15 protein-coding genes and 1 pseudogene are annotated in these 19,830 nt (G+C 73.6%); 13 read left to right on the top strand and 3 right to left on the bottom strand.

Features of this window, described 5'->3' with window-relative positions:
- Window positions 1-134: 134 nt before the first annotated feature.
- A complete protein-coding gene (locus tag ABD946_RS29435) occupies window positions 135-704 on the top strand; it encodes a CGNR zinc finger domain-containing protein (RefSeq protein WP_345288576.1) in 570 nt (189 codons plus the stop codon).
- Window positions 705-989: 285 nt separating this feature from the next.
- On the opposite strand, the gene ABD946_RS29430 is transcribed toward ABD946_RS29435, so the two are convergent.
- The gene (locus ABD946_RS29430; RefSeq protein ID WP_345288575.1) at window positions 990-1,562 is read right to left on the bottom strand and encodes an HNH endonuclease; all 573 of its coding nucleotides are present in this window, start codon (window positions 1,560-1,562) and stop codon (window positions 990-992) included.
- Window positions 1,563-2,053: 491 nt separating this feature from the next.
- Here ABD946_RS29430 and ABD946_RS29425 point away from each other — a divergent pair, with 491 nt between their 5' ends.
- The 7 genes and pseudogenes from ABD946_RS29425 (at window position 2,054) to ABD946_RS29395 (ending at window position 10,413) form a co-directional block, all read left to right on the top strand.
- Entirely contained in the window at window positions 2,054-3,214 is a 1,161-nt protein-coding gene (locus ABD946_RS29425; protein ID WP_345288574.1) for a mechanosensitive ion channel family protein, read from the top strand.
- 207 nt (window positions 3,215-3,421) lie between these two features.
- Window positions 3,422-4,630 (top strand): ROK family transcriptional regulator, encoded by a 1,209-nt coding sequence (locus ABD946_RS29420; protein WP_380148969.1) that lies wholly within the window; start codon window positions 3,422-3,424, stop codon window positions 4,628-4,630.
- Between the two features lie 155 nt (window positions 4,631-4,785).
- Window positions 4,786-6,135 carry an ABC transporter substrate-binding protein gene (locus ABD946_RS29415; RefSeq protein WP_345288572.1) on the top strand — a complete coding sequence of 450 codons (1,350 nt, stop codon included), beginning with the start codon at window positions 4,786-4,788 and terminating at the stop codon, window positions 6,133-6,135.
- A 1-nt stretch (window position 6,136) separates the two neighbouring features.
- Complete coding sequence (locus tag ABD946_RS29410; protein WP_345288571.1) at window positions 6,137-7,099, top strand: carbohydrate ABC transporter permease; 963 nt, start codon at window positions 6,137-6,139, stop codon at window positions 7,097-7,099.
- The gene (locus tag ABD946_RS29405; RefSeq protein WP_345288570.1) at window positions 7,099-7,983 is read left to right on the top strand and encodes a carbohydrate ABC transporter permease; all 885 of its coding nucleotides are present in this window, start codon (window positions 7,099-7,101) and stop codon (window positions 7,981-7,983) included. The genes ABD946_RS29410 and ABD946_RS29405 overlap by 1 nt, the downstream gene beginning before the upstream one ends.
- Window positions 7,983-9,271: pseudogene (locus tag ABD946_RS29400) on the top strand (6-phospho-beta-glucosidase). Before ABD946_RS29405 ends, ABD946_RS29400 begins: the two are co-directional and overlap by 1 nt.
- A gap of 116 nt (window positions 9,272-9,387) precedes the next feature.
- Window positions 9,388-10,413 carry an N-acetylglucosamine kinase gene (locus ABD946_RS29395; RefSeq protein WP_345288569.1) on the top strand — a complete coding sequence of 342 codons (1,026 nt, stop codon included), beginning with the start codon at window positions 9,388-9,390 and terminating at the stop codon, window positions 10,411-10,413.
- A 331-nt stretch (window positions 10,414-10,744) separates the two neighbouring features.
- On the opposite strand, the gene ABD946_RS29390 is transcribed toward ABD946_RS29395, so the two are convergent.
- Entirely contained in the window at window positions 10,745-11,746 is a 1,002-nt protein-coding gene (locus ABD946_RS29390) for a GlxA family transcriptional regulator (RefSeq protein WP_345288568.1), read from the bottom strand.
- Between the two features lie 71 nt (window positions 11,747-11,817).
- Here ABD946_RS29390 and ABD946_RS29385 point away from each other — a divergent pair, with 71 nt between their 5' ends.
- Window positions 11,818-12,408: a cysteine hydrolase family protein gene (locus tag ABD946_RS29385; protein ID WP_345288567.1), complete on the top strand. Its 591-nt coding sequence runs from the start codon at window positions 11,818-11,820 to the stop codon at window positions 12,406-12,408.
- Between the two features lie 25 nt (window positions 12,409-12,433).
- Here the strand turns inward: ABD946_RS29385 and ABD946_RS29380 are convergent, their stop codons facing one another.
- On the bottom strand, window positions 12,434-13,012 hold the full coding sequence (locus ABD946_RS29380) for a nucleosidase (RefSeq protein WP_345288566.1): 579 nt from the start codon (window positions 13,010-13,012) through the stop codon (window positions 12,434-12,436).
- A gap of 212 nt (window positions 13,013-13,224) precedes the next feature.
- On the opposite strand from ABD946_RS29380, the gene ABD946_RS29375 reads away from it, so the two are divergent.
- From ABD946_RS29375 to ABD946_RS29360, 4 genes are all read left to right on the top strand, one after another.
- On the top strand, window positions 13,225-14,670 hold the full coding sequence (locus ABD946_RS29375) for a hypothetical protein (RefSeq protein ID WP_345288564.1): 1,446 nt from the start codon (window positions 13,225-13,227) through the stop codon (window positions 14,668-14,670).
- 13 nt (window positions 14,671-14,683) lie between these two features.
- Window positions 14,684-15,661, top strand: a complete 978-nt coding sequence (locus ABD946_RS29370) for a glutamate ABC transporter substrate-binding protein (RefSeq protein WP_345288563.1) — start codon at window positions 14,684-14,686, stop codon at window positions 15,659-15,661.
- Between the two features lie 169 nt (window positions 15,662-15,830).
- On the top strand, window positions 15,831-17,186 hold the full coding sequence (locus ABD946_RS29365; protein ID WP_345288561.1) for a hypothetical protein: 1,356 nt from the start codon (window positions 15,831-15,833) through the stop codon (window positions 17,184-17,186).
- Window positions 17,179-19,827, top strand: a complete 2,649-nt coding sequence (locus ABD946_RS29360) for a serine/threonine-protein kinase (RefSeq protein ID WP_345288560.1) — start codon at window positions 17,179-17,181, stop codon at window positions 19,825-19,827. The genes ABD946_RS29365 and ABD946_RS29360 overlap by 8 nt, the downstream gene beginning before the upstream one ends.
- The last annotated feature ends 3 nt before the right edge of the window (window positions 19,828-19,830 follow it).

Below are 19,830 nucleotides of genomic sequence, written 5' to 3'. Positions count from 1 at the left end.
GGCCCGGATACGTTCCCGAACCGCTGAAAGCGACTTTAGTGGTTAGATTCCGGGGCAGCAAACCGACTAACTTCCGTTTACCGGTTAGTATTGCTAGTCTTTCGCTTTTCACCGCGCACGTGAGGAGGAGCCCGATGGCCCCGTCGACCACGGCCGACCCGCGCCCCCTGGCCGGCGAACCGCTCTCCATCGATCTGCTGAACACCCGCTGGAAGCCCCAGTCCGGGCCGCAGGACCTGCTCGACAGCACCGAGGGCCTGGCCGCCTGGCTCGACTTCCCGACGGCCCGTCAGGCCTTCGGCGCCACCGTGCCCGAGGCCACCCCCGAGGCCCTGGAACGGCTGCGACAGGCCCGGGACGCGATCGCGGCGGCGGTGCGCGCACCCGAGGACCCGGCCGCCCGCGCCGCCCTCAACGAGGTCCTGTCCCACGGCCGGGTCCGCCACCTGCTCACCGACCACGGCCCCGCCACCGCCGTGGAGACCGACGCCCCGGAGTGGCTGCCCGCCTGGACGGCGGCGGAGGACTACCTGCGCCTGCTCGGCGACCGTCCGGAGCGGATCCGCCCCTGCGCCAACCACGACTGCGTGCTGCACTTCTACGACGTCTCGAAGAACGGCACCCGCCGCTGGTGCTCGATGTCCGTCTGCGGGAACCGGGCCAAGGCCTCCCGGCACTACGCCCGGCACGGCAGCGACTCCTGAGCGTCCCGGTGGGTCGGGGGTCATGCCGAAGACGCTAGGGAGCGCCGCTCCGGGCCTGCCAATCCCGGGCCGATACTCCGTCAGGTCCGGTCACCCGCGCGGACGACGGCCTCCCCCGGACGGCCCCGGACGTACGGCGGGCCGCCGCACCGCCCGCGCTGCGGGTGGTGCGGCGGCCCATGAGGCGTACCGAGGGGTGGCCCTGTCGTCGGTCGTGGTGGCGTCGTCGGAGCTGTCGGTGGCGTCGGTGCTGTCGGTGCTGTCGGTGTCGTCGGTGGCGGAAGGTCAGGCGGAGAGCGGCTCGGGCTCGCCGCGCGGGCGGCTATGGTCGTGGTGCTCGTACTCGCGGAACTGCTCGGTGGCCCCGTACGGCTCCAGGTAGGGCCGCCACCGCGGGTCCTTGATGCCGGTGCCGATGATCCGCCAGGCCAGGCCGGTGGGCGGGGCGGGCGGACGCTTCATCCGCCAGCCGAGCTCGGTCAGGTGACGGTCGGCCTTGGTGTGGTTGCAGCGGCGGCAGGCCGCCACCACGTTGTCCCACCGGTGCTGGCCGCCCCGACTGCGCGGGATGACGTGGTCGACGCTGGTGGCGGCGGCCCCGCAGTAGACGCAGCGACCGTGGTCGCGGGCGAACAGGGCCCGGCGGGTGAGCGGGACCGGGCCGCAGAAGGGGACCCGGACGAAGCGGGTCAGACGGACGACGGACGGCGCCGGAACGGCGCTGGTGGCGCTGTGCAGAGTGATCCCGGAATCCTCCAGGCAGACCGCCTTGTGGTTGAGGACCAGGATGAGAGCGCGTCGCATCGAGACCACACCCAGCGGTTCGTACGACGCGTTGAGGACCAGGACATGCGGCACGGAGGCCTCCTTGGACGCCTGCGGCGCGTGGCTCGCGCCGGGACGAGCGGTCGACCGCGGGCGGGTGCCCCGCCGCGATCTCCACAAGTGTCGCCTCACGCCGTCGTGGGGCGCCACCACTCCTGCGAAACGGATCCGATGTGGATTCCGTCATACCCGGTATGCCCATCCACCTCCCGCATCCCACCCCACCACTCCCCCGACGGAGGTAACAGCGGGGCCCGAAGGGCCCTTCAGGGGCGCGGGGAACTGCGCGAGACGGAAGTCACGGACCCGTGTGCCGGGTACGGAGTTCCACTTGCACGTGAGCGTCCGTACCCGGCACACGGTCCAGGCCTTCCGCCTCGCGCAGTTCCCCGCGCCCCCGGGGTAACCACCACGCGCCCACACGGCGGAGCCCCGCGCCCCCGGCACCGGGAAGTGCCCCCTGCGGGCCGGGCTAGGCTGGCGTTTCGCCCAGCCGTAGCACCGAGTAAGGAAGGACTCCGCCCGTGACCGCTTCCGGCACGCTCGGCCTCCTCGCCGACGCCTCCCCCTCCCCCGGCCCGACCGCGGACCCGCTCACGAACCTGCCGACCTCGCCGGCCGAGGCCGCGGAGGCCACCAAGCAGGCCACGGAGTGGGTCGGCCGCAGCTGGCAGGGCTGGCTGGAGGGCGGCCTGCGGATCGTGCTGATCGTGCTGCTCGCCCTGGTGCTCCGCGCGGTGCTGCAGAAGATCATCACCAAGTTCATAGCACGGATGGTGCGCCCCGCCGAGGCCGAGGCCGAGACCGGCCGGTTCAGCGGGCTGCTGGCCAACAGCGGGGTGGTCAACACCGAACGGCGCCAGCAGCGCTCGGAGGCGATCGGCTCGGTGCTGCGCAGCGTGACCTCCTTCACCATCCTGGGGACCGCGGCACTGATGGTGCTCTCCGCGCTCGGGGTGAACCTGGCGCCGCTGCTGGCCAGCGCCGGTGTGGCCGGCGTGGCGATCGGCTTCGGCGCGCGGAACCTGGTGACCGACTTCCTCTCCGGGGTCTTCATGATCCTGGAGGACCAGTACGGCGTCGGCGACGAGATCGACACCGGTGTGGCCACCGGCACCGTGCTGGAGGTGGGCCTGCGCGTGACCAAGCTGCGCGGGGCCAACGGCGAGATCTGGTACATCCGCAACGGCGAGGTGAAGCGGATCGCCAACATGAGCCAGGGCTGGGCCACCGCCTCGGTGGACGTCCAGGTCGGCTACAAGGAGGACCTGGCCAAGGTCGAGGAGCTGATCAAGGAGACGGCGGAGCGGCTCTCCAAGGAGAGCCCGTTCGACGAGTTGATCTGGGGTCAGGTCAAGGTGCTGGGGCTGGAGTCGGTGGCCTTCGACTCGGTGACGGTCCGGGTCGAGGCCCGCACGTCGCCGGGCAACGCGCTGCTGGTCTCCCGCACCCTGCGCCAGCGCCTGAAGACCGCGCTGGACGGCGCCGGGGTGAAGGTCAAGGAGGAGACCGTGACGGCCGCCGCGGCCGCGGCCGCCGCAGCGGCCAAGTCGGCGGAGAGCGCCACCGCCGCTGCCGCCGCGGGCACCGCCGCCGCGGCCGGCACCGCCCCCTCCGCCCTGGCCGACCCGACCTCCCCCGCCTCGCTCGCGACCAAGCCGATCCCCGCCCAGGGCACCGAGTAGCAGCGGCCGCGCCGGGACCCCGTCACCCCTCCGGTGGCGGGGTCCCGGCGCGTGCTGGGTAACGCTTCGGCAACCTGCGGGCGACGCCCCGTTGACACCCCCTGGCCTAGGCGAATAGCCTCCTCCCAGGGATTGGAAACTTTCCTAACAGTCCAACGGGAGGCCCCGAGCCGCACGGCCGGGGCCAGAGCAGGGAGGATTCTGGGCGTGACCGACAACACCCGCACCCCCCTGGCCGGCACCCCGAGCCTGCTGCGCGCGATCAACGACCGTGCGGCGCTGGAGCTGCTGCTCGCCCACGGCCCGCTCTCCCGGACCCAGATCGGCACCCTGACCGGCCTCTCCAAGCCCACCGCCTCCCAGCTGCTCGGGCGGCTGGAGAGCGCGGGCCTGGTGCTGCCGGTCGGCACCACGGCCGGCGGCCCCGGGCCCAACGCGCAGCTGTACCAGGTGAACCCCGCCGCCGGCCACGTGGCCGGGGTGGACGTGACGACCACGCACGTGCGCGCCGCCGTGGCCGACATCACCGGCTCCACGCTGGCCGAGCGCGTCACCCCGACCAAGGGCTGGCCGGCCGCCGAGGCGGTGGCCCGCACCGCCGAGGTGCTGGCCGAGACCGTCCGGGAGGCCGGGCTGGCCCCGGGCAGCCTGCTGGAGACGGTGGTCGGCGTGCCCGGCGCGCTCGACCCCGGCAGCGGCCGGCTCCGGTACGCCTCGCACCTGCCCGGCTGGCACTCGCCCCGGCTGCTGGAGGAGCTGACCGAGGCGCTCGGCTCCGGGGTGACCGTCGAGAACGACGTCAACCTGGCCGCCATGGCCGAGCAGGCCTTCGGCGCGGCGCGGGGCAGCGAGGACTTCGTGCTGCTCTGGGCCGAGGAGGGCCTGGGCGCGGCGATCGTGATCGCCGGCCGGCTGCACCGGGGCTTCACCGGCGGCGCCGGGGAGATCGGCTACATGCCGGTGCCCGGCTCGCCGGTGGTGCACCACCCGCGCAAGAACACCGGCGGCTTCCAGGACCTGGCCGGTGCCGACGCGGTGATCGCGCTGGCCCGCGAGCACGGCCTGGAGGTGACCGCCGCCGACTCCACCGTCGAGGCGCTCGCCGAGGCCGCCGTCGGGGCCGCGCTGCGCACCGAGGGGGCCGGCGACGACTTCCTGGACACCCTGGCCGCCCGGCTGGCGGTCGGCCTGGCCGCGGTGGTCGCGGTGGTCGACCCGGAGCTGGTGGTCCTGGCCGGGCGCACCGTGGCGGCCGGCGGCGACCGGCTCTGCGAGCTGGTCCAGGCCGAGCTGGCCCGGACCTCCGTCCCCCGTCCCGAGGTGCGCTCCAGCACCGTCCCGGGCTCCCCCGTCCTGCAGGGCGCGCTGCAACGCGCGCTCGCCACCGCCAGGGAGACGGTCTTCACCACCCACTGACCCGACACCGCACCACCGGATCCGCCGTCACCACCCGCACCACCGGATCCGTCGTCACCACCTGCTCCGCCTCCACTGCCTGACCCACCGTCACCACGCCACCGCCCGCCCACAGGGCGGTCCGGCCTGCCCGGATTCCCCCAGGAGGACCTTCGATGCGCTCCCCCCGCAGACCGTCCCGCGTACTCGCCGCCGCCGCAGGCAGCGCCGTGCTGGCCCTGCTCGCCACCGCCTGCACCGGCACCCCCGACTCCGGCACCACGGACGAGTCGGCCTCCGGCCAGGACGTCACCATCACCTTCTGGCACGGCTGGAGCCAGGAGAGCGAGACCAAGGCGATCGACGAGAACATCGCCGCCTTCCAGAAGGCCCACCCGAACATCAAGGTCAAGGTCGTCCCGAGGATCGAGGACGACAAGGTCGAGCAGGCCCTGCGGGCCGGCGGCCCGGACGCGCCGGACGTGGTCTCCTCCTTCACCACCGACAACGTCGGCAAGTTCTGCAACTCCAAGGCCTGGATCGACCTCAACCCGCTGCTGCAGAAGAGCGGCATCGACCCGGCCAAGACCTTCCCGGCCGCGATGCTCAAGTACAGCCAGTTCCAGGGCAACCAGTGCTCGCTGCCGCTGCTCGGCGACGCCTACGGCCTGTACTGGAACAAGACCGCCTTCGCCGCCGCCGGGATCACCGCACCGCCGAAGACCTTCAGCGAGTTCGAGGCCGCCGCGGTCAAGCTGACCCAGACCGAGGGCGACTCGTACAAGCAGCTGGGCTTCATGCCGAACTACCACGGCTACGAGACCGCGCTGCCGCACTACCTGAGCCAGTACGGCGTCGAGTACTTCGACGCCCAGGGCAAGTCCACCGTGCACACCGACCCCAAGGTGGCCCAGGCGCTGACCTGGCAGAAGTCCCTGGTGGAGAAGCTCGGCGGCTTCGAGAAGCTGGAGAAGTACCGCTCCGGCTTCGGCGACGAGTTCAGCGCCAAGAACCCCTTCCACACCGGCCAGGTGGCGATGTCGCTGGACGGCGAGTGGCGGACCGCCTCGCTGGCCGAGGAGAAGCCGGACTTCGAGTGGGCCACCGCGCCGTTCCCGGTGCCGGACGACCAGGCCGCCAGCTACGGCAAGGGCTACCAGACCGGCACCATCGTCGGCATCGCCCGGACCAGCAAGAAGCAGACCGCCGCCTGGGAGTTGGTGAAGTACCTGACCACCGACACCGACGCGGTGGTGAACTTCGCCAACGCGATCCACAACGTGCCGAGCACCTTCGCCGCGCTGGACTCGCCGAAGCTGACCGCCGACGCCAACTTCAAGACCTTCCTGGAGATCGCCAAGAACTCGGCCTCCAACGGCGCCCCGGCCTCCATCAACGGCGGCGCGTTCCAGGTCAGCCTGCAGAACTTCTCCTACGAGGTGGAGGCCGGCCGGGCCTCCGACCTCAAGGCCGGGCTCACCGCCACGGCCAAGGAGATCGACGCGGCCGTCGACCAGGCCAAGTGACATGACGCTCCTCGGCACCAACCCCGTCCCGGCGGCGCTGCGCAGCAAGCGCCGCCGGGAGGGCCTGCGCACCCTGGCCTTCCTCAGCCCCTGGCTGATCGGCTTCGGCGTCTTCTTCGTCTACCCGCTGGTCTCCACCGCGTACTTCTCGCTGATGAAGTACAACGGCATCGACCCGCCGGAGTTCCGCGGGCTGAAGAACTGGAACTACGTCTTCAACCACTACCCCTCGTTCTGGCAGGGGATGGGCAACACCCTCTGGCTGGTGGTCATCATGGTCACCCTGCGGGTGGCCTTCGGCCTCGGCATCGGCCTGCTGATCACCAAGGTGAAGACCGGCGCCGGCCTGTTCCGCACGCTGTTCTACCTGCCGTACCTGGCCCCGCCGGTGGCCGCCACGATGGCCTTCGCCTTCCTGCTCAACCCCGGCACCGGCCCGGTGAACGACCTGCTCGGCAGCTTCGGCCTGCCGCAGCCCGGCTGGTTCACCGACCCGGAGTGGTCCAAGCCGGCCCTCACCATGCTGGCCATGTGGGGCATCGGCGACCTGATGGTGATCTTCATGGCCGCCCTGCTGGACGTGCCCAAGGAGCAGTACGAGGCGGCCGAGCTGGACGGCGCGGGCGCCTGGCAGAAGTTCCGCTTCGTCACCTTCCCGAACATCACCCCGATCGTGCTGTTCGCGGTGGTCACCGGGGTCATCCAGACGATGCAGTACTACACCCAGGCGATCGTGGCCGGGAAGGTCGCCAGCGGCGTGATCGGCGGCTCCGGCCAGCAGTTCGAGCCCGGCTACCCCAACGGCTCGACCTGGACCCTGCCGCAGATGGTCTACAACCTGGGCTTCCAGCGTTCCGACTACGGCTCCGCCTGCGTGGTGGCCCTGGTGCTGTTCGCCCTCTCGATGGCGTTCACCGCCGTGCTGATGCGCCGGAAGTCCGGTCTGCTGGGAAGTGAGGACTGATGGCCGCCACCGTCTCCGTACCGCTGACCCGCCAGGGCGCCGCGCTGCGGGTCGCCCGCCGCCGGGCCGCCCTGCACTGGGTGGCCGTCCACACCACGGCGCTGGCCGCCGGGCTGTTCTTCGTGCTGCCCTTCGTCTTCGTCCTGCTCACCTCGCTGATGACGGACCGTCAGGCACTCACCTCGGACCTCTGGCCGCACGAGTGGGTCTGGAGCAACTACGTCGCGGTGTTCCGCACCCCCGGCTTCCTGGAGTGGTGGGGCAACACCCTGCTGTACGCCGGGCTCGGCACCGTGCTGACCATCGTGTCCAGCGTGCCGGTCGCCTACGCGCTCGCCCGCTTCCGCTTCCGCGGCCGGCGGCTGGCGCTGCTGGCGGTGGTCTCGATGATGATGCTGCCGCCGCAGGTGGTGATCATCCCGATGTACCTGTTCTGGGCCAAGCAGCTGCACCTGAGCGGGACGCTCTGGCCGCTGATCATCCCGATGGCCTTCGGCGACGCGTTCTCGATCTTCCTGCTGCGGCAGTTCCTGCTGACCATCCCCAAGGAGTACGTGGAGGCCGCCCGGATCGACGGCTGCGGCGAACTGCGCACCCTGCTGCGGGTGGTGCTGCCGATGGCCAAGCCGGCCATCGCCGCCGTCGCGCTGTTCCAGTTCTTCTACTGCTGGAACGACTACTTCGGCCCGCAGATCTACTCCAGCGACAACGAGCACTCCTGGACCCTCAGCTACGGCCTGGCCTCCTTCAAGGCGGCCCACCACACCAACTGGAACCTCACCATGGCAGCCACCCTGCTGGTGATGGCCCCGGTGATCGTTCTCTTCTTCTTCGCACAGAAAGCCTTCATCGAAGGCGTGACACTGACAGGGGTCAAGGGCTGATGTCCGCACTCAAGTTGGCGATCGTCGGTGGCGGTTCCACCTACACGCCCGAACTCATCGACGGGTTCGCCCGGCTCCGCGACACCCTGCCGATCGGCGAGCTGGTGCTGATCGACCCGGCCGCCGACCGGCTGGAGCTGATCGGCGGGCTGGCCCGCCGGATCTTCGCCAAGCAGGGCCACGACGCGGTGGTCACCACCTCCACCGACGTGGCCGCCGGTGTCCAGGGTGCGGACGCGGTGCTGCTCCAGCTCCGGGTCGGCGGCCAGGCCGCGCGCAACCAGGACGAGACCTGGCCGCTGGAGTGCGGCTGCGTCGGCCAGGAGACCACCGGCGCCGGCGGCCTCGCCAAGGCGCTGCGCACCGTCCCGGTGGTGCTGGACATCGCCGAGCAGGTCCGCCGGGCCAACCCGGACGCCTGGATCGTGGACTTCACCAACCCGGTCGGCATCGTCACCCGGGCGCTCCAGCAGGCCGGCCACAAGGCCGTCGGCCTGTGCAACGTGGCGATCGGCTTCCAGCGCAAGTTCGCCGCCCACCTGAACGTGGCCCCCGAGCTGGTCCGGCTGGACCACGTCGGCCTCAACCACCTCACCTGGGAGCGCGGCGTCACCCTGCTCGACTCCCCCGACGCCACGTCGGGCCGGGAGGTGCTGCCCGAGCTGCTGGCCGGCTTCGGCAAGGAGATCTCCGAGGACCTGCACCTGCCGCTGCCGGTGATCCAGCGGCTCGGCGTGGTGCCCTCCTACTACCTGCGCTACTTCTACCAGCACGACCAGGTGGTCGAGGAGCTCAAGGTCCAGGCTCCCGGGCCGCCGCGGTCTCCGCGATCGAGGCCGAGCTGCTGGAGATGTACGCCGACCCGACCCTGGACACCAAGCCGGAGCTGCTGAGCAAGCGCGGCGGGGCGTTCTACTCCGAGGCGGCCGTCCAGCTGATCGCCTCGCTGCTGGGCACCGACGGCCGCACCACCGTCCAGGTGGTCAACACCCGCAACGACGGCGTGCTGCCCTTCCTGCCCGACGACGCGGTGATCGAGGTCCCGGCCGAGGTGGACGCGGCGGGCGTGCGGCCGCTGCCGCAGCGGCCGGTGGAGCCGCTGTACGCGGGCCTGATCGCCGGCGTCACCGCGTACGAGCACCTGGCCCTGGACGCCGCGCTGCGCGGCGGCCGGGACCGGGTCTTCGACGCCCTGCTGGCCCACCCGCTGGTCGGGCAGATCGAGCTGGCGGACCAGTTGACGGACCGTCTGATCGCCCACAACCGGGCCCACCTCGCATGGGCATGAGCAGTCCGGCGGGCACCCGCGGTCCGGCGGGCACGAGCGGCCCGTCGGGCGTCAGCTTCCCGAGGCAGGCCGGGCCGGGGCAGTCGGTCCGGAACGCCCCCAGCAGTGAGGATCCGATGGAGCAGCAGGCACAGCTCGCAGGCGTCCTGGCCGTCGACGCCGGGAACAGCAAGACCGACGTGGCACTGGTCAGCGCCACGGGCGTCGTGCTCGGCCGGGCCCGGGGCGGCGGGTTCCAGCCGCAGAGCATCGGCGCCGAGGCCGCCATCGAGGGCCTGGCCCCACTGGTCGCCTCGGTGGCCGTCCAGGCCGGACTCGACCCGGTCCGGCTCGGGACGGACGGCGGGGCGCTGACCAGTCACGTCAGCGCCTGCCTGGCCAACGCCGACCTGCCGGTCGAGGAGGAGGCGCTGCTCGCCGCCCTCTCCACCCGGCCCTGGGGCCTGACCAACCACGTCGCCAACGACACCTTCGGCCTGCTCCGGGCCGGCACCGACGGCCCGCTCGGGGTCGCGGTGGTCTGCGGCGCCGGGATCAACTGCGTCGGCCTGCTGCCGGACGGTCGTACCGCGCGCTTCCCGGCGCTCGGCAAGCTCACCGGTGACTGGGGCGGTGGCGGCGGGCTCTCCCAGGAGGCCCTCTGGTACGCCGTCCGGGCCGAGGACGGCCGGGACCGGCCGACCGCGCTCGCTCCGGCGATCGCCGCCCACTTCGGGCTGCCGACCGCCGGAGCGGTCGCCGAGGCGATCCACCTCGACGAGCTGGACCAGGGCCGGCTGCACGAGCTGGTGCCGGTGCTGTTCGACGTCGCCGGCGAGGGCGACCCCATCGCCCTCGAACTGATCGACCGTCAGGCCGACGAGATCACCCGCCTCGCGGTGGTCGCCCTGCGCCGGCTCGACCTGCTCGCCGAGGCCGCCCCGGTGGTGCTCGGCGGCGGCGTCCTCGCCGCCCGCCACCCGCTCCTGCTCGACAACGTCATCGCCCGCCTCGCGGCCACCGCCCCCCTGGCCGAACCCCGCGTCGTGGTCGCCCCGCCCGTCCTCGGGGCCGCCCTCCTCGGCCTCGACCACCTCGACGCCGGGGCCGCGGCCCAGCAGCACCTCCGCAGCGCCTTCCCCACCCCGGCCCTGGCCGCCTGACGGCCCCTGTAGCCCCCGCAAGGGGGCCACAGGGGCGCGGGGCCCTGCTGATGTGCGGCTCCGCCGCGTGGGCGCGAGGCGGAAGAGAACGCGCCGTGTGCCAAGTGGGGACATCACTCCCACGCGCGCCCCTGGGCCCCGCAAGGGGGCCACAGGGGCGCGGGGAACTGCGCGAGGCGGAAGAACGAGACCCGTGTGCCGGGTACGGAGAGCCACTTGCAAGTGAGTGTCCGTACCCGGCACACGGGTCGTCGTCTTCCGCCTCGCGCCCACGCGGCGGAGCCGCACATCAGCAGGGCCCCGCGCCCCCGGGGTGACCACCTGGCTCCGCCTATGGCCGTGCGCTGAAGCTCCGCCGGTAGTCCCGCGGGGCGACCCCCACGCGGCGGGTGAAGGCCGGCCGGAGCGAGACCGCCGAGCCGAAGCCGCAGCGCAGCGCGATCTCCTCGACCGTCAGGTCCGTCTCCTCCAGGAGGCGCTGCGCCGCCAGCACCCGCTGCTCCGAGAGCCACCGCAGCGGCGGCACCCCCACCGCCTCCGCGAACCGCCGCGCGAACGACCGCTCCGACATCACCGCCATCCGCGCCAACTCCCCCACCGTCCACGGCCGCTCCAGCGAACCGAGCACCGCCGCCCGCACCCCGGCCAGCGGATCCTCGCCGGCCACCGGAACCGGCGAGGGGATGAACTGCGCCTGCCCGCCCGCCCGGAACGGCGCCGTCACCATCCCCCGGGCGATCGCGGCCGCCGCCCCCTGCCCGTGCGCGGCCCGGACCAGGTGCAGGCAGAGGTCGATCCCGGCCGCCACGCCCGCCGAGGTCCAGATCAGTCCGTCGCCGGTGAAGAGCACCTCCGGATCCACCGTCACCGCCGGGTAGCGGCGGGCCAGTTCACCGGCCAGGTGCCAGTGCGTGGTGGCCCGGCGTCCGTCCAGCAGCCCCGCCTCGGCGAGCAGGAAGGCCCCGGCGCAGAGCGAGGCGAGCGGCACGCCGGCCCGGTGCGCGGCGCGCAGTGCGTCCAGCACCGGCCCAGGGGTGGAGGCGGACGGGTCCTCGACGCCGGGGACCACCACCAGGTCGCAGCCGGCCAGCGCGTCCAGCCCGTGGTCAGGCCACCGCTCCAGGCCGCCGCCCATCCGGACCGGCCGGACATCCGGGCCGCGGTCCGGGCCACCGCCCGGGCCGCGGTCCGGGCCACCGCCCGGGCCGCAGACCCGCAGCTCGAACTCCGGCAGTCCGGGACGGCTCCCGCCCCGCGACGCCCAGATCTCCCCCACCACCGCGTAGTCGAAGGCCCGTACACCGTCCAGCACCAGGCAGCCCACCGTTCGCATGGCAGGAATCTATCGATCACCGGCGCTCGGCCCCCTCACCGCCCTCCGGAGGCCGGCCGGAGGATGGAGCCATGACGAACACCAGCGCCTTCGACGCCCCGCTCACCCTCGCCCCCGACGCCGTGCTGATCGTGATCGACGTCCAACAGGGCTTCGAGGACGAGGAGTTCTGGGGCCCCCGGGACAACCCGGACGCCGAGCTGCGGATCGGCGAACTGCTCGACGCGTGGCAGCGCACCGGCCGCCCGGTGGTGACGGTCCAGCACGGCGCGCCGCGCGGTCCGCTCGCGGTCGGCTCCCCCGGCTACGCCCTCAAGCCCTTCGTCGCCGCCGCGGCCCCGGACCTGCACGTCACCAAGACCGTCAACAGCGCCTTCTACGGCACCCCCGACCTGCACGAGTGGCTGCGACTGCGCGGCGCCACCCAGCTGGTGGTGGCCGGCATCATGACCAACGTCTGCAACGAGACCACCGCCCGGATGGGCGGCAACCTCGGCTACGACGTCGTCTTCCCGATCGACGCCATGCACACCTTCGCGATGGCGGGCCCGGGCGGCGAGCCGGTGCCGGCCGAGGTGCTGGCCCGGAGCACGGCAGCGGTGCTGCACGCGATGCGGTTCGCCAAGGTGGTCCGCACCGAGGAGGTGCTGAAGGCGGCCTGACCGGGCGTCAGCACCGCTGTCCGGGTCAGAGCAGGTGGCTGCGGACCCAGGCCGCCATCAGCTCGGCGCAGCCGTCCACCGACTCGCGCCAGGTGCGGGCCGCGCCCTCGCCCGCCTCGTCGCTGACGTGCTTGACCAGCCGCACCGGCACCCCGGCCCGCTGGGCGGCGGTGGCCACCGCGTAGCCCTCCATGTCGACCAGGTGGGCCCGGGCGGCCAGCCGGTCGCGGGCGTCGGCGTCGGAGACGAAGAGGTCTCCGGTGGCCAGCACCGGGCCGTCGGCCACGCCCTCGAAGACGATCTCGGCACCGAAGGTGCGGCCGGTGAGGGAGTGCAGGACGGGCGTGTCCAGGTCGTGCTGGATCACCCGGGAGACCAGGTGGGTGCCCTCCAGGCCGGGGTGCAGGGCGCCCGCGGTGCCCAGGTTGACGATCTCGGAGGGCCGCTCGCCGCGGGCCAGCACGGTGGCCAGCGCCACCGAGGCGTTGACCTTGCCCATGCCGGTGAGCAGGACGGGGAGCTCGCCGCCGAGGTGGGCGGCCTCCTCCTCGACCGCGACGACGAGCAGCGGGCGGTCCGGGGCGATGGTTCCGATCAGGCGCATGGCCCCCATCGTAGGACGAACCCCTCCCCACCCCCCATGGCCTTGATCGCCAGGAACCGCATAGGGTGCGTCCGGCGTCGCCGGTAGAGCGCGGAGGCTGCCGGAAGCTCAAGAGCGGCGCAACTCGCGTGTGGCGGCCGGACCCGGCGGCCATACTGCTCGCGGGGGACGGTCCCGGAGGCGGGGCGGGTCCCAGGGGGAGGTTGGGGCAGGTGGCGACACCGGTGGTGCACGGCGGGCGTCCGCCGATACCGAGAACACCCGGCGGCGAGGCCGCGGCCGGGGCGGGGACGGAAGCAGGGACGGAAGCGGCCCGGACCTCCGGAGGTCCGGCGCGGCTGCTGGACCCGGACCGGCTGAGACGGCTGACCGGCACCGCGCCGGCGCGGCTGAGGGCCGCCATGACGGTGCTGACCGTCCTGGTGCTGGCCTTCGGGGCGCTGACCGCCTGGCAGGTGAGCGTCCGGGCCCGGGCCGCCGGGCAGGTGGTGACGCACAGTCAGCCGATGAGCCAGGACGCCGCCGAGGTGTACCGCTCGCTGGCCGACGCGGACACCACCGCCGCCGCGGTCTTCCTGCTGGCCTCCGACGCCCCTCCGGAGCTGCGCGCCCGGTACGAGAAGGACCTGGCCACCGCCGCGGAGCTGCTCGCCCGGGCCGCGGCCCGGACCGGCACCGGCGGCAGCAGCGCGCAGACCCAGCAGTGGGTGGCCGACCTGAACCGGCAACTCCCGGCGTACGCGGGCCTGGTGGAGACCGCCCGGGCCAACGACCGGCAGGGCCTGCCGCTCGGCGGGGCCTACCTGCGGTACGCCTCGAAGCAGATGCAGACCGAGCTGTTGCCGGTCGCCCAGAAGCTGGTGGAGGCGGAGAACCGACGGCTGGACGCGGACTACGCCGACGCCCGGTCCGTCCCGTGGGCCGGTGCGGTGCTCGGACTGCTGGTGCTGGCCGCGCTGGTCTGGTGCCAGGTCCTGCTGCTCCGCCGGACCAACCGGGTCTTCAACCCCGGCATGCTGGGCGCCACGGCCGCGGTGCTGGCCGGACTGGCCTGGCTCACCGTCGGCACCACCCTGGCGCAGTCGGACCTCGGCGAGAGCCGGGGCAACGGCGCCGCGCCGCTGCGGGTGCTGAACCAGGCCCGGATCGAGACCCTCCAGGCCCGGGCGGCGGAGAACCTCGACCTGGTCTCCCGGGGCGGCTCGGACGGATACGACAAGGACTGGGCCCGCTACACCGCCGCCCTGGCCGGAGCTCCCGTAGAGGACGGCAAGGCCCGGACCGCCGTGAAGGGCACCCTGGGACGGGCCCTGGACGAATCGCCGCGCGGGGCCCGCAACGCGGTCACGGAGGCCGCGAACGACTTCCTGCGCTGGGACGCCCTGCACCGGAAGTCCGAGAGCGGCGACGACTACGGCGCCTCGCTGCGGATCGTGGTCGGCAGCGGCGGCGGGGCGGAGAGCTCGGCAGCCGTCTTCGCCGAACTGGACCGGAAGTTGGGGAGCGCCGCGGCTGCCGAGCAGGCGGCGTTCGACCGCGCGGCCCGCGGGGTGGACGGCGATCTGGCCGCCCTGGCCTGGGGCCTCGGAGTGCTGACGCTGCTCGCGGCGGCGGGGGTCGTGGTGGGCCTGGGCCGCCGCCTGGCGGAGTACCGGTAAGGGGGAGTTGACGGTGCACACGGAACGAACGGTTCGTGGAACGACCCTCGCGGCCGCGGCGGGCGGCGTGGCGGTGGCCCTGGCCGCCGCCGGTCTGACGGTGGGCCTGCGGGCGGCCCCGGCCGGGCCGGCGGGCCCGGAAGCGGTGCCCGCCGCGGCACTCGCCGCGCCGGCGGCTCCGGCGGCTCCGGCGGCTCCGGTGACCGAGGACTGCGCGGAGAAGACGGTGGCGCCCAGCTCCTCGCTGACGGGCCGCAAGGTCCAGGAGATCCGCAACCGCGGCACCCTGGTGGTCGGCGTGGACCAGAACAGCTTCAACTGGGGCTACCGGAACCCGCAGACCGGCCGGATCGAGGGCTTCGACATCGACCTGGCCAAGGCCGTCGCCAAGGCGGTGCTGGGCGACCCGGAGAAGATCACCTACCGGACGGTGCAGACCCCGAAGCGGATCGAGGCGATCCGCACCGGCCAGGTGGACCTGATCGTCCGCACCATGACCATCAACTGCGAGCGCTGGAAGGACATCGCCTTCTCCGCGCCCTACTTCGCCAACGGCCAGCGGCTGGTGGTCCCGAAGGCGGTGCAGGCGAGGACGGTGGCCGAGGGCCTGAAGGGCAAGCGCGCCTGCGCGGCCCAGCAGTCCTCCTCCGACACCGAGTTGAAGAAGCCCGAGTACGGCACCGCCTCGGTGACCCTGGTGGAGAACCAGCTGGACTGCCTGGTGCTGATGCAGCTCGGGAAGGTGGACGCCACCCTGACGGACGGTTCGCTGGCCGCCGCCCAGGTGGCCCAGGACCCGACCGCCAGAATGGTCGAGGAGAACCTCGGCTCGACCCGGATGGGGATCGGGCTGAAGCAGGAGGACACCGACCTGGTGGCACTGGTCAACCAGGTGCTGGTGGACTACCGGGCGAACGGCGGCTGGCAGGCCTCCTACGACCACTGGCTGGCGGCGAGCATGGGGGCCTCCTCGGCTCCCTACCTGCCGTAGCGTCGTCGGCGCCGAGCCCGTGGATCGCGGTGCGTGGTGCGCGGCTCCTGGTGCGTGGTGCTCGGTTCGTGGTTCGAGGTTCGTGGTTCGAGGTTCGTGGTTCGTTCGGTGATGTGGTCTTGGTCGAGAGAGGGATGACGTGGCGTTGGCAGGAGCTGCCGGGCCGGCGATGAGCCGGGAGGAGGTGGACCGCGAGCTGGGCCGGCTGGGTGCCGAGCGCGACGCGGTCGAAGCCGCGCTGCTCTCCCTCCAGGAGCACCAGGGCCGGCGGCTGCTGGAGGGCGCCGTCCTGAGCGGGCGGACCCAGGAGCGCTGGGCGGTGGCCGAGCCCGGACTGGCGCTGCTCTGGGCGCTGTTCGACCGCTACGCCGAGGCGCTGGCCTCGGCCCGGGCGGTCCGGGCCCGGCGCAACCGTCCCGGTGGGGCGGAGCTGGCCGAGCTGACCGAGCTGCTGAGCGGCCCGGCCGTGACCGTCTCCGGCGGCCAACTGCCGGACGCCGCAGGGCCGGTGCCGGTCCGTCTGGTGGAGCAGATCAGCCTGGCCGAGCTGCTGGAGCGGATGAACGCCTGGTACGCCGCGGTCTACGAGGTGGTGGCCCCGGCGGACGCGGTCTGGACGGCGCTGCCCGCCCGGATCGACCTGCTGCTGGCCGAGCTGGGCCGGGTCCGGATGCTCTCCGGCTCGGTCGGGGTGCGCAGCGGGGCGCACCCACTGGCCGACGACCTGGACGGCCTGGAAGGGGAGTTGACGCAGCTGCGGTCCGAGGTGCGGTCCGATCCGCTGGCGTTCTGGCGGCCGGGCCGGGTGCCCTCGCAGCGCACCGGGACCGTCTCGCCCGGGGCCGCGATGGCGGGGGTGCTGGCGGGGGCCGCGGACACCGAGCGGTTCGACCGGGCCGGCCGGGCGCTGGACGGGCTCAGACTGGAGCTGGACGGGCTGCTGCGGCTGCGCGACGAGGCCCAGGACCGCCTGCAGCAGGTCGGAGACCTGCTGCGCCGGGCCGACGCCACGCTGGCCGAGGCCCGCCGGGCCCGGGGCGAGGTGCTGGCCAAGATCGCCGCCACCGAGGTGCCCCAGGTCCCGGGACCGGCCTCGGCGCTGCGCGAACGGGTCACCCTCGCGGTCGAGTTGCAGCAGAGCGGCCAGTGGCACCGGCTGGCGCCGCTGCTGGACGCCTTGGAGGACGTGGCGGTCAAGGAGCTGGGCCGGGCCCGGCAGTCGCTCACCGAGGTGGCCCAACCGCTCGCCGTGCGGGCCGAGTTGCGCGGCCGCCTGGAGGCGTACAAGGCGATGGCGGCCCGGCTCGGGCTGGCCGAGGACCCGGTGGTGGTGGAGCGCTTCGAGAAGGCGCGCTGGCTGCTGTGGAGCGCGCCCTGCGACCTGCGCGCCGCGGCGGAGGCCGTGGTCCGCTTCCAGCAGGCGCTGCGGCCGCCGGCACCGGCGCCCGCCGAGCCCGCCGCGGCGGCCGCCGGACAACCGCAGGACCGGATACCGGATGGACAGGGGGATGGCGTCGATGGGTGAGAACTGCGTCCGACCGGACTGCTCCGACGGGACTATCGACCAGGACGGCTACTGCGACAACTGCGGCCTGGCGCCGCTCGGTTCGACCACCACGGCATCGACCGGCACGGCGTCGTCGGCCACGGGATCCTCGGCCGCCGCGCCGGACAGCGGGCGGGTCGTCCCCGGCCCGCCGGTCACCGGGAGCGCCTGCACCCGCGGCTGCGGCGGGACCATCGACCCGGACGGCTACTGCGACGAGTGCGGCCTGGCCGCCGAGACCGGCCGGGTGAGCGCCGTCCCGTCGGCCCGGACCGGGTCGCACTCCGGCACCACCTCCTCCCGCTCCTCCCGGACCATGTCCGGCCGCTCCCGCTCGCACCGCTCCACCCGGACCGGCAGCGGCCGTTCGGTCTCGGTGCGCAGCGGCACCGGCAGCGGCTCCACCGGGACGGCGCGGCGCGGCAACCTGGGCGCGGGCCTGGTGAACGTCCCCGTGGTCCCCGCGGCCGACCCGGCCTCGGCGGTGCTGACCGATCCCCAGGTGCCGGAGCGCAAGCGCTTCTGCAGCAACTGCGACGCCGAGGTGGGCCGGGAGAAGAACGGCCGCCCCGGACGGGCCGACGGCTTCTGCACCAAGTGCGGCACGCCGTACTCCTTCACGCCCAAGCTCACCCGGGGCGACCTGGTGGGCGGTCAGTACGAGGTGATGGGCTGCCTGGCGCACGGCGGCCTGGGCTGGATCTACCTGGCGGCCGACCGCCGGGTGAACGACCGCTGGGTGGTGCTCAAGGGCCTGCTCGACACCGGGGACCAGGACGCCCTGGCGGTGGCCATCGCCGAGCGCCGCTTCCTGGCCGAGGTGGACCACCCGAACATCGTCCGCATCATCAACTTCGTCGAGCACCCCGACCTGCGGACCGGCTCCACCGACGGCTACATCGTGATGGAGTACGTCGGCGGCCTGTCGCTCAAGGACATCGCCAACGACCGCCGCACCATCGAGGGCCGACGCGACCCGCTCCCGGTCGAGCAGGCCATCGCGTACGCGCTGGAGGCGCTGCCCGCGCTGGGCTACCTGCACGCCCGCGGGCTGGTGTACTGCGACTTCAAGATCGACAACGTGATCCAGAGCGAGGACTCGCTCAAGATCATCGACCTCGGCGCGGTCTGCCGGATCGGCGAGGACGGCCCGATCTACGGCACCCTCGGCTACCAGGCCCCGGAGATCGCCACCGACGGCCCCTCGGTCGCCTCGGACCTGTACACCGTGGCCCGCACCCTGGCCGTGCTGACCTTCGACTTCCAGGGCTACAACACCCGCTTCCGGTACGAGCTGCCCGGCCCCGAGCAGGTCGAGCTGTTCGCCCGGTACGAGTCGTACTACCGGCTGCTGGTCCGGGCCACCGACCCGGACCCGGCCCGCCGCTTCGGCTCCGCCGAGGAGATGGCCGGGCAGCTCACCGGCGTGCTGCGCGAACTGCTCAGCCTCCAGGACGGCCGCCCCCGGCCCGCGCTCTCCACCCTCTTCGGGCCGGAACTGCGGGTGGTGGACCGCGAGCTGACGCCGGCTCCGCCCGCCCCGGCCGCCGCCGCGCTCGCCCTGCCGGTGCCGCTGGTGGACCCGTCCGACCCCTACGCGGGCCTGCTGGCCACCCTCAGCACGAGCGGCCCCACCGAGGCGCTCGCCGCGCTGGCCACCGCTCCGGCCCCCTCGCCGGAGCTGCGGCTGCGCGCCCTGCGCGCCCATCTGGAGCGGCTCGCCGGGGACCCGCGGACCCCCGAGCCCGCCTCGGTCGTCATGGTCCCCGGCGCACCGCCCGTGCAGGTCCCCGCGCCCGGCTCGCGGGAGGCCGCCGCGACGGTCGCCGCCGAGCAGGAACTGCTCGCGCTGGAGCAGGACCACGGGGACGACTGGCGGGTGGTCTGGCACCGGGGCCTGTTCGAGCTGGTGGCCGGCCGGGCCGCGGCGGCCGCCGAGTCCTTCGACGCGGTCTACGACGCCTTCCCGGGCGAGCAGGCCCCCAAGCTGGCCCTCGCGGTCTGCGCCGAGCTGCTCGGCAACGGCGAGGACGCCGCCGAGTTCTACCGCCTGGTCGGCACCACCGACCGCGGCTACGTCAGCGCCGCCTTCGGCCTGGCCCGGGTGCTGCTGGCCGCCGGCGACCGGGAGGGGGCGGTCCGGGCCCTGGAGAGCGTGCCGGAGTCCTCGGCGCACTGGACCTCCGCCCGGGTCGCCACCCTGCGGGCCCGCCTGCGCGGCCGGCCCGCGACCGACCCGCTCGGCCCGGAACTGGCGCGCTGCTCCGAGCAGCTGACGGCGCTTCCGCTGGACGCCCGACACGCCGAGGAGCTCTCGGTGGAACTCCTCGAGGCCGCCCTCGGCTGGGTACTGGCGGGCTCCCCCGCCGACGCCGCGAACGGGACCGGGAACGGGGCCGGGAACGGCGCCGGGAACGAGCCTGCGAGCGGAGCCGGGAAGGCCGGCGGAGGTGCCTCCACCGGTACGATCGACGTGCTCGGCCGACCCGCCGTTGAACGGGAACTGCGCTTCGCCCTGGAACACTCCTATCGAGTACTGGCACGGTTGACCGACCGCGCCGAGATCAGGATCGAGATGGTGGAGCGGGCCAACCGTGCCCGCCCCCGGACGTGGGTGTGAACC

Source organism: Kitasatospora albolonga, assembly GCF_039535905.1.
GTDB classification, from domain to species: Bacteria; Actinomycetota; Actinomycetes; order Streptomycetales; family Streptomycetaceae; genus Kitasatospora; species Kitasatospora albolonga.
The sequence above is the reverse complement of the archived record's forward strand: the minus strand, read 5'-3'. Positions and strand labels throughout refer to the sequence as shown.

Coding starts and splice junctions, on each gene's coding strand:
- ABD946_RS29385 (WP_345288567.1), top strand. CDS start 11,818: ATGACGAACACCAGCGCCTTCGACGCCCCGCTCACCCTCGCCCCCGAC.
- ABD946_RS29435 (WP_345288576.1), top strand. CDS start 135: ATGGCCCCGTCGACCACGGCCGACCCGCGCCCCCTGGCCGGCGAACCG.
- ABD946_RS29360 (WP_345288560.1), top strand. CDS start 17,179: ATGGGTGAGAACTGCGTCCGACCGGACTGCTCCGACGGGACTATCGAC.
- ABD946_RS29365 (WP_345288561.1), top strand. CDS start 15,831: ATGAGCCGGGAGGAGGTGGACCGCGAGCTGGGCCGGCTGGGTGCCGAG.
- ABD946_RS29405 (WP_345288570.1), top strand. CDS start 7,099: ATGGCCGCCACCGTCTCCGTACCGCTGACCCGCCAGGGCGCCGCGCTG.
- ABD946_RS29415 (WP_345288572.1), top strand. CDS start 4,786: ATGCGCTCCCCCCGCAGACCGTCCCGCGTACTCGCCGCCGCCGCAGGC.
- ABD946_RS29410 (WP_345288571.1), top strand. CDS start 6,137: ATGACGCTCCTCGGCACCAACCCCGTCCCGGCGGCGCTGCGCAGCAAG.
- ABD946_RS29390 (WP_345288568.1), bottom strand. CDS start 11,746: ATGCGAACGGTGGGCTGCCTGGTGCTGGACGGTGTACGGGCCTTCGAC.
- ABD946_RS29395 (WP_345288569.1), top strand. CDS start 9,388: ATGGAGCAGCAGGCACAGCTCGCAGGCGTCCTGGCCGTCGACGCCGGG.
- ABD946_RS29380 (WP_345288566.1), bottom strand. CDS start 13,012: ATGCGCCTGATCGGAACCATCGCCCCGGACCGCCCGCTGCTCGTCGTC.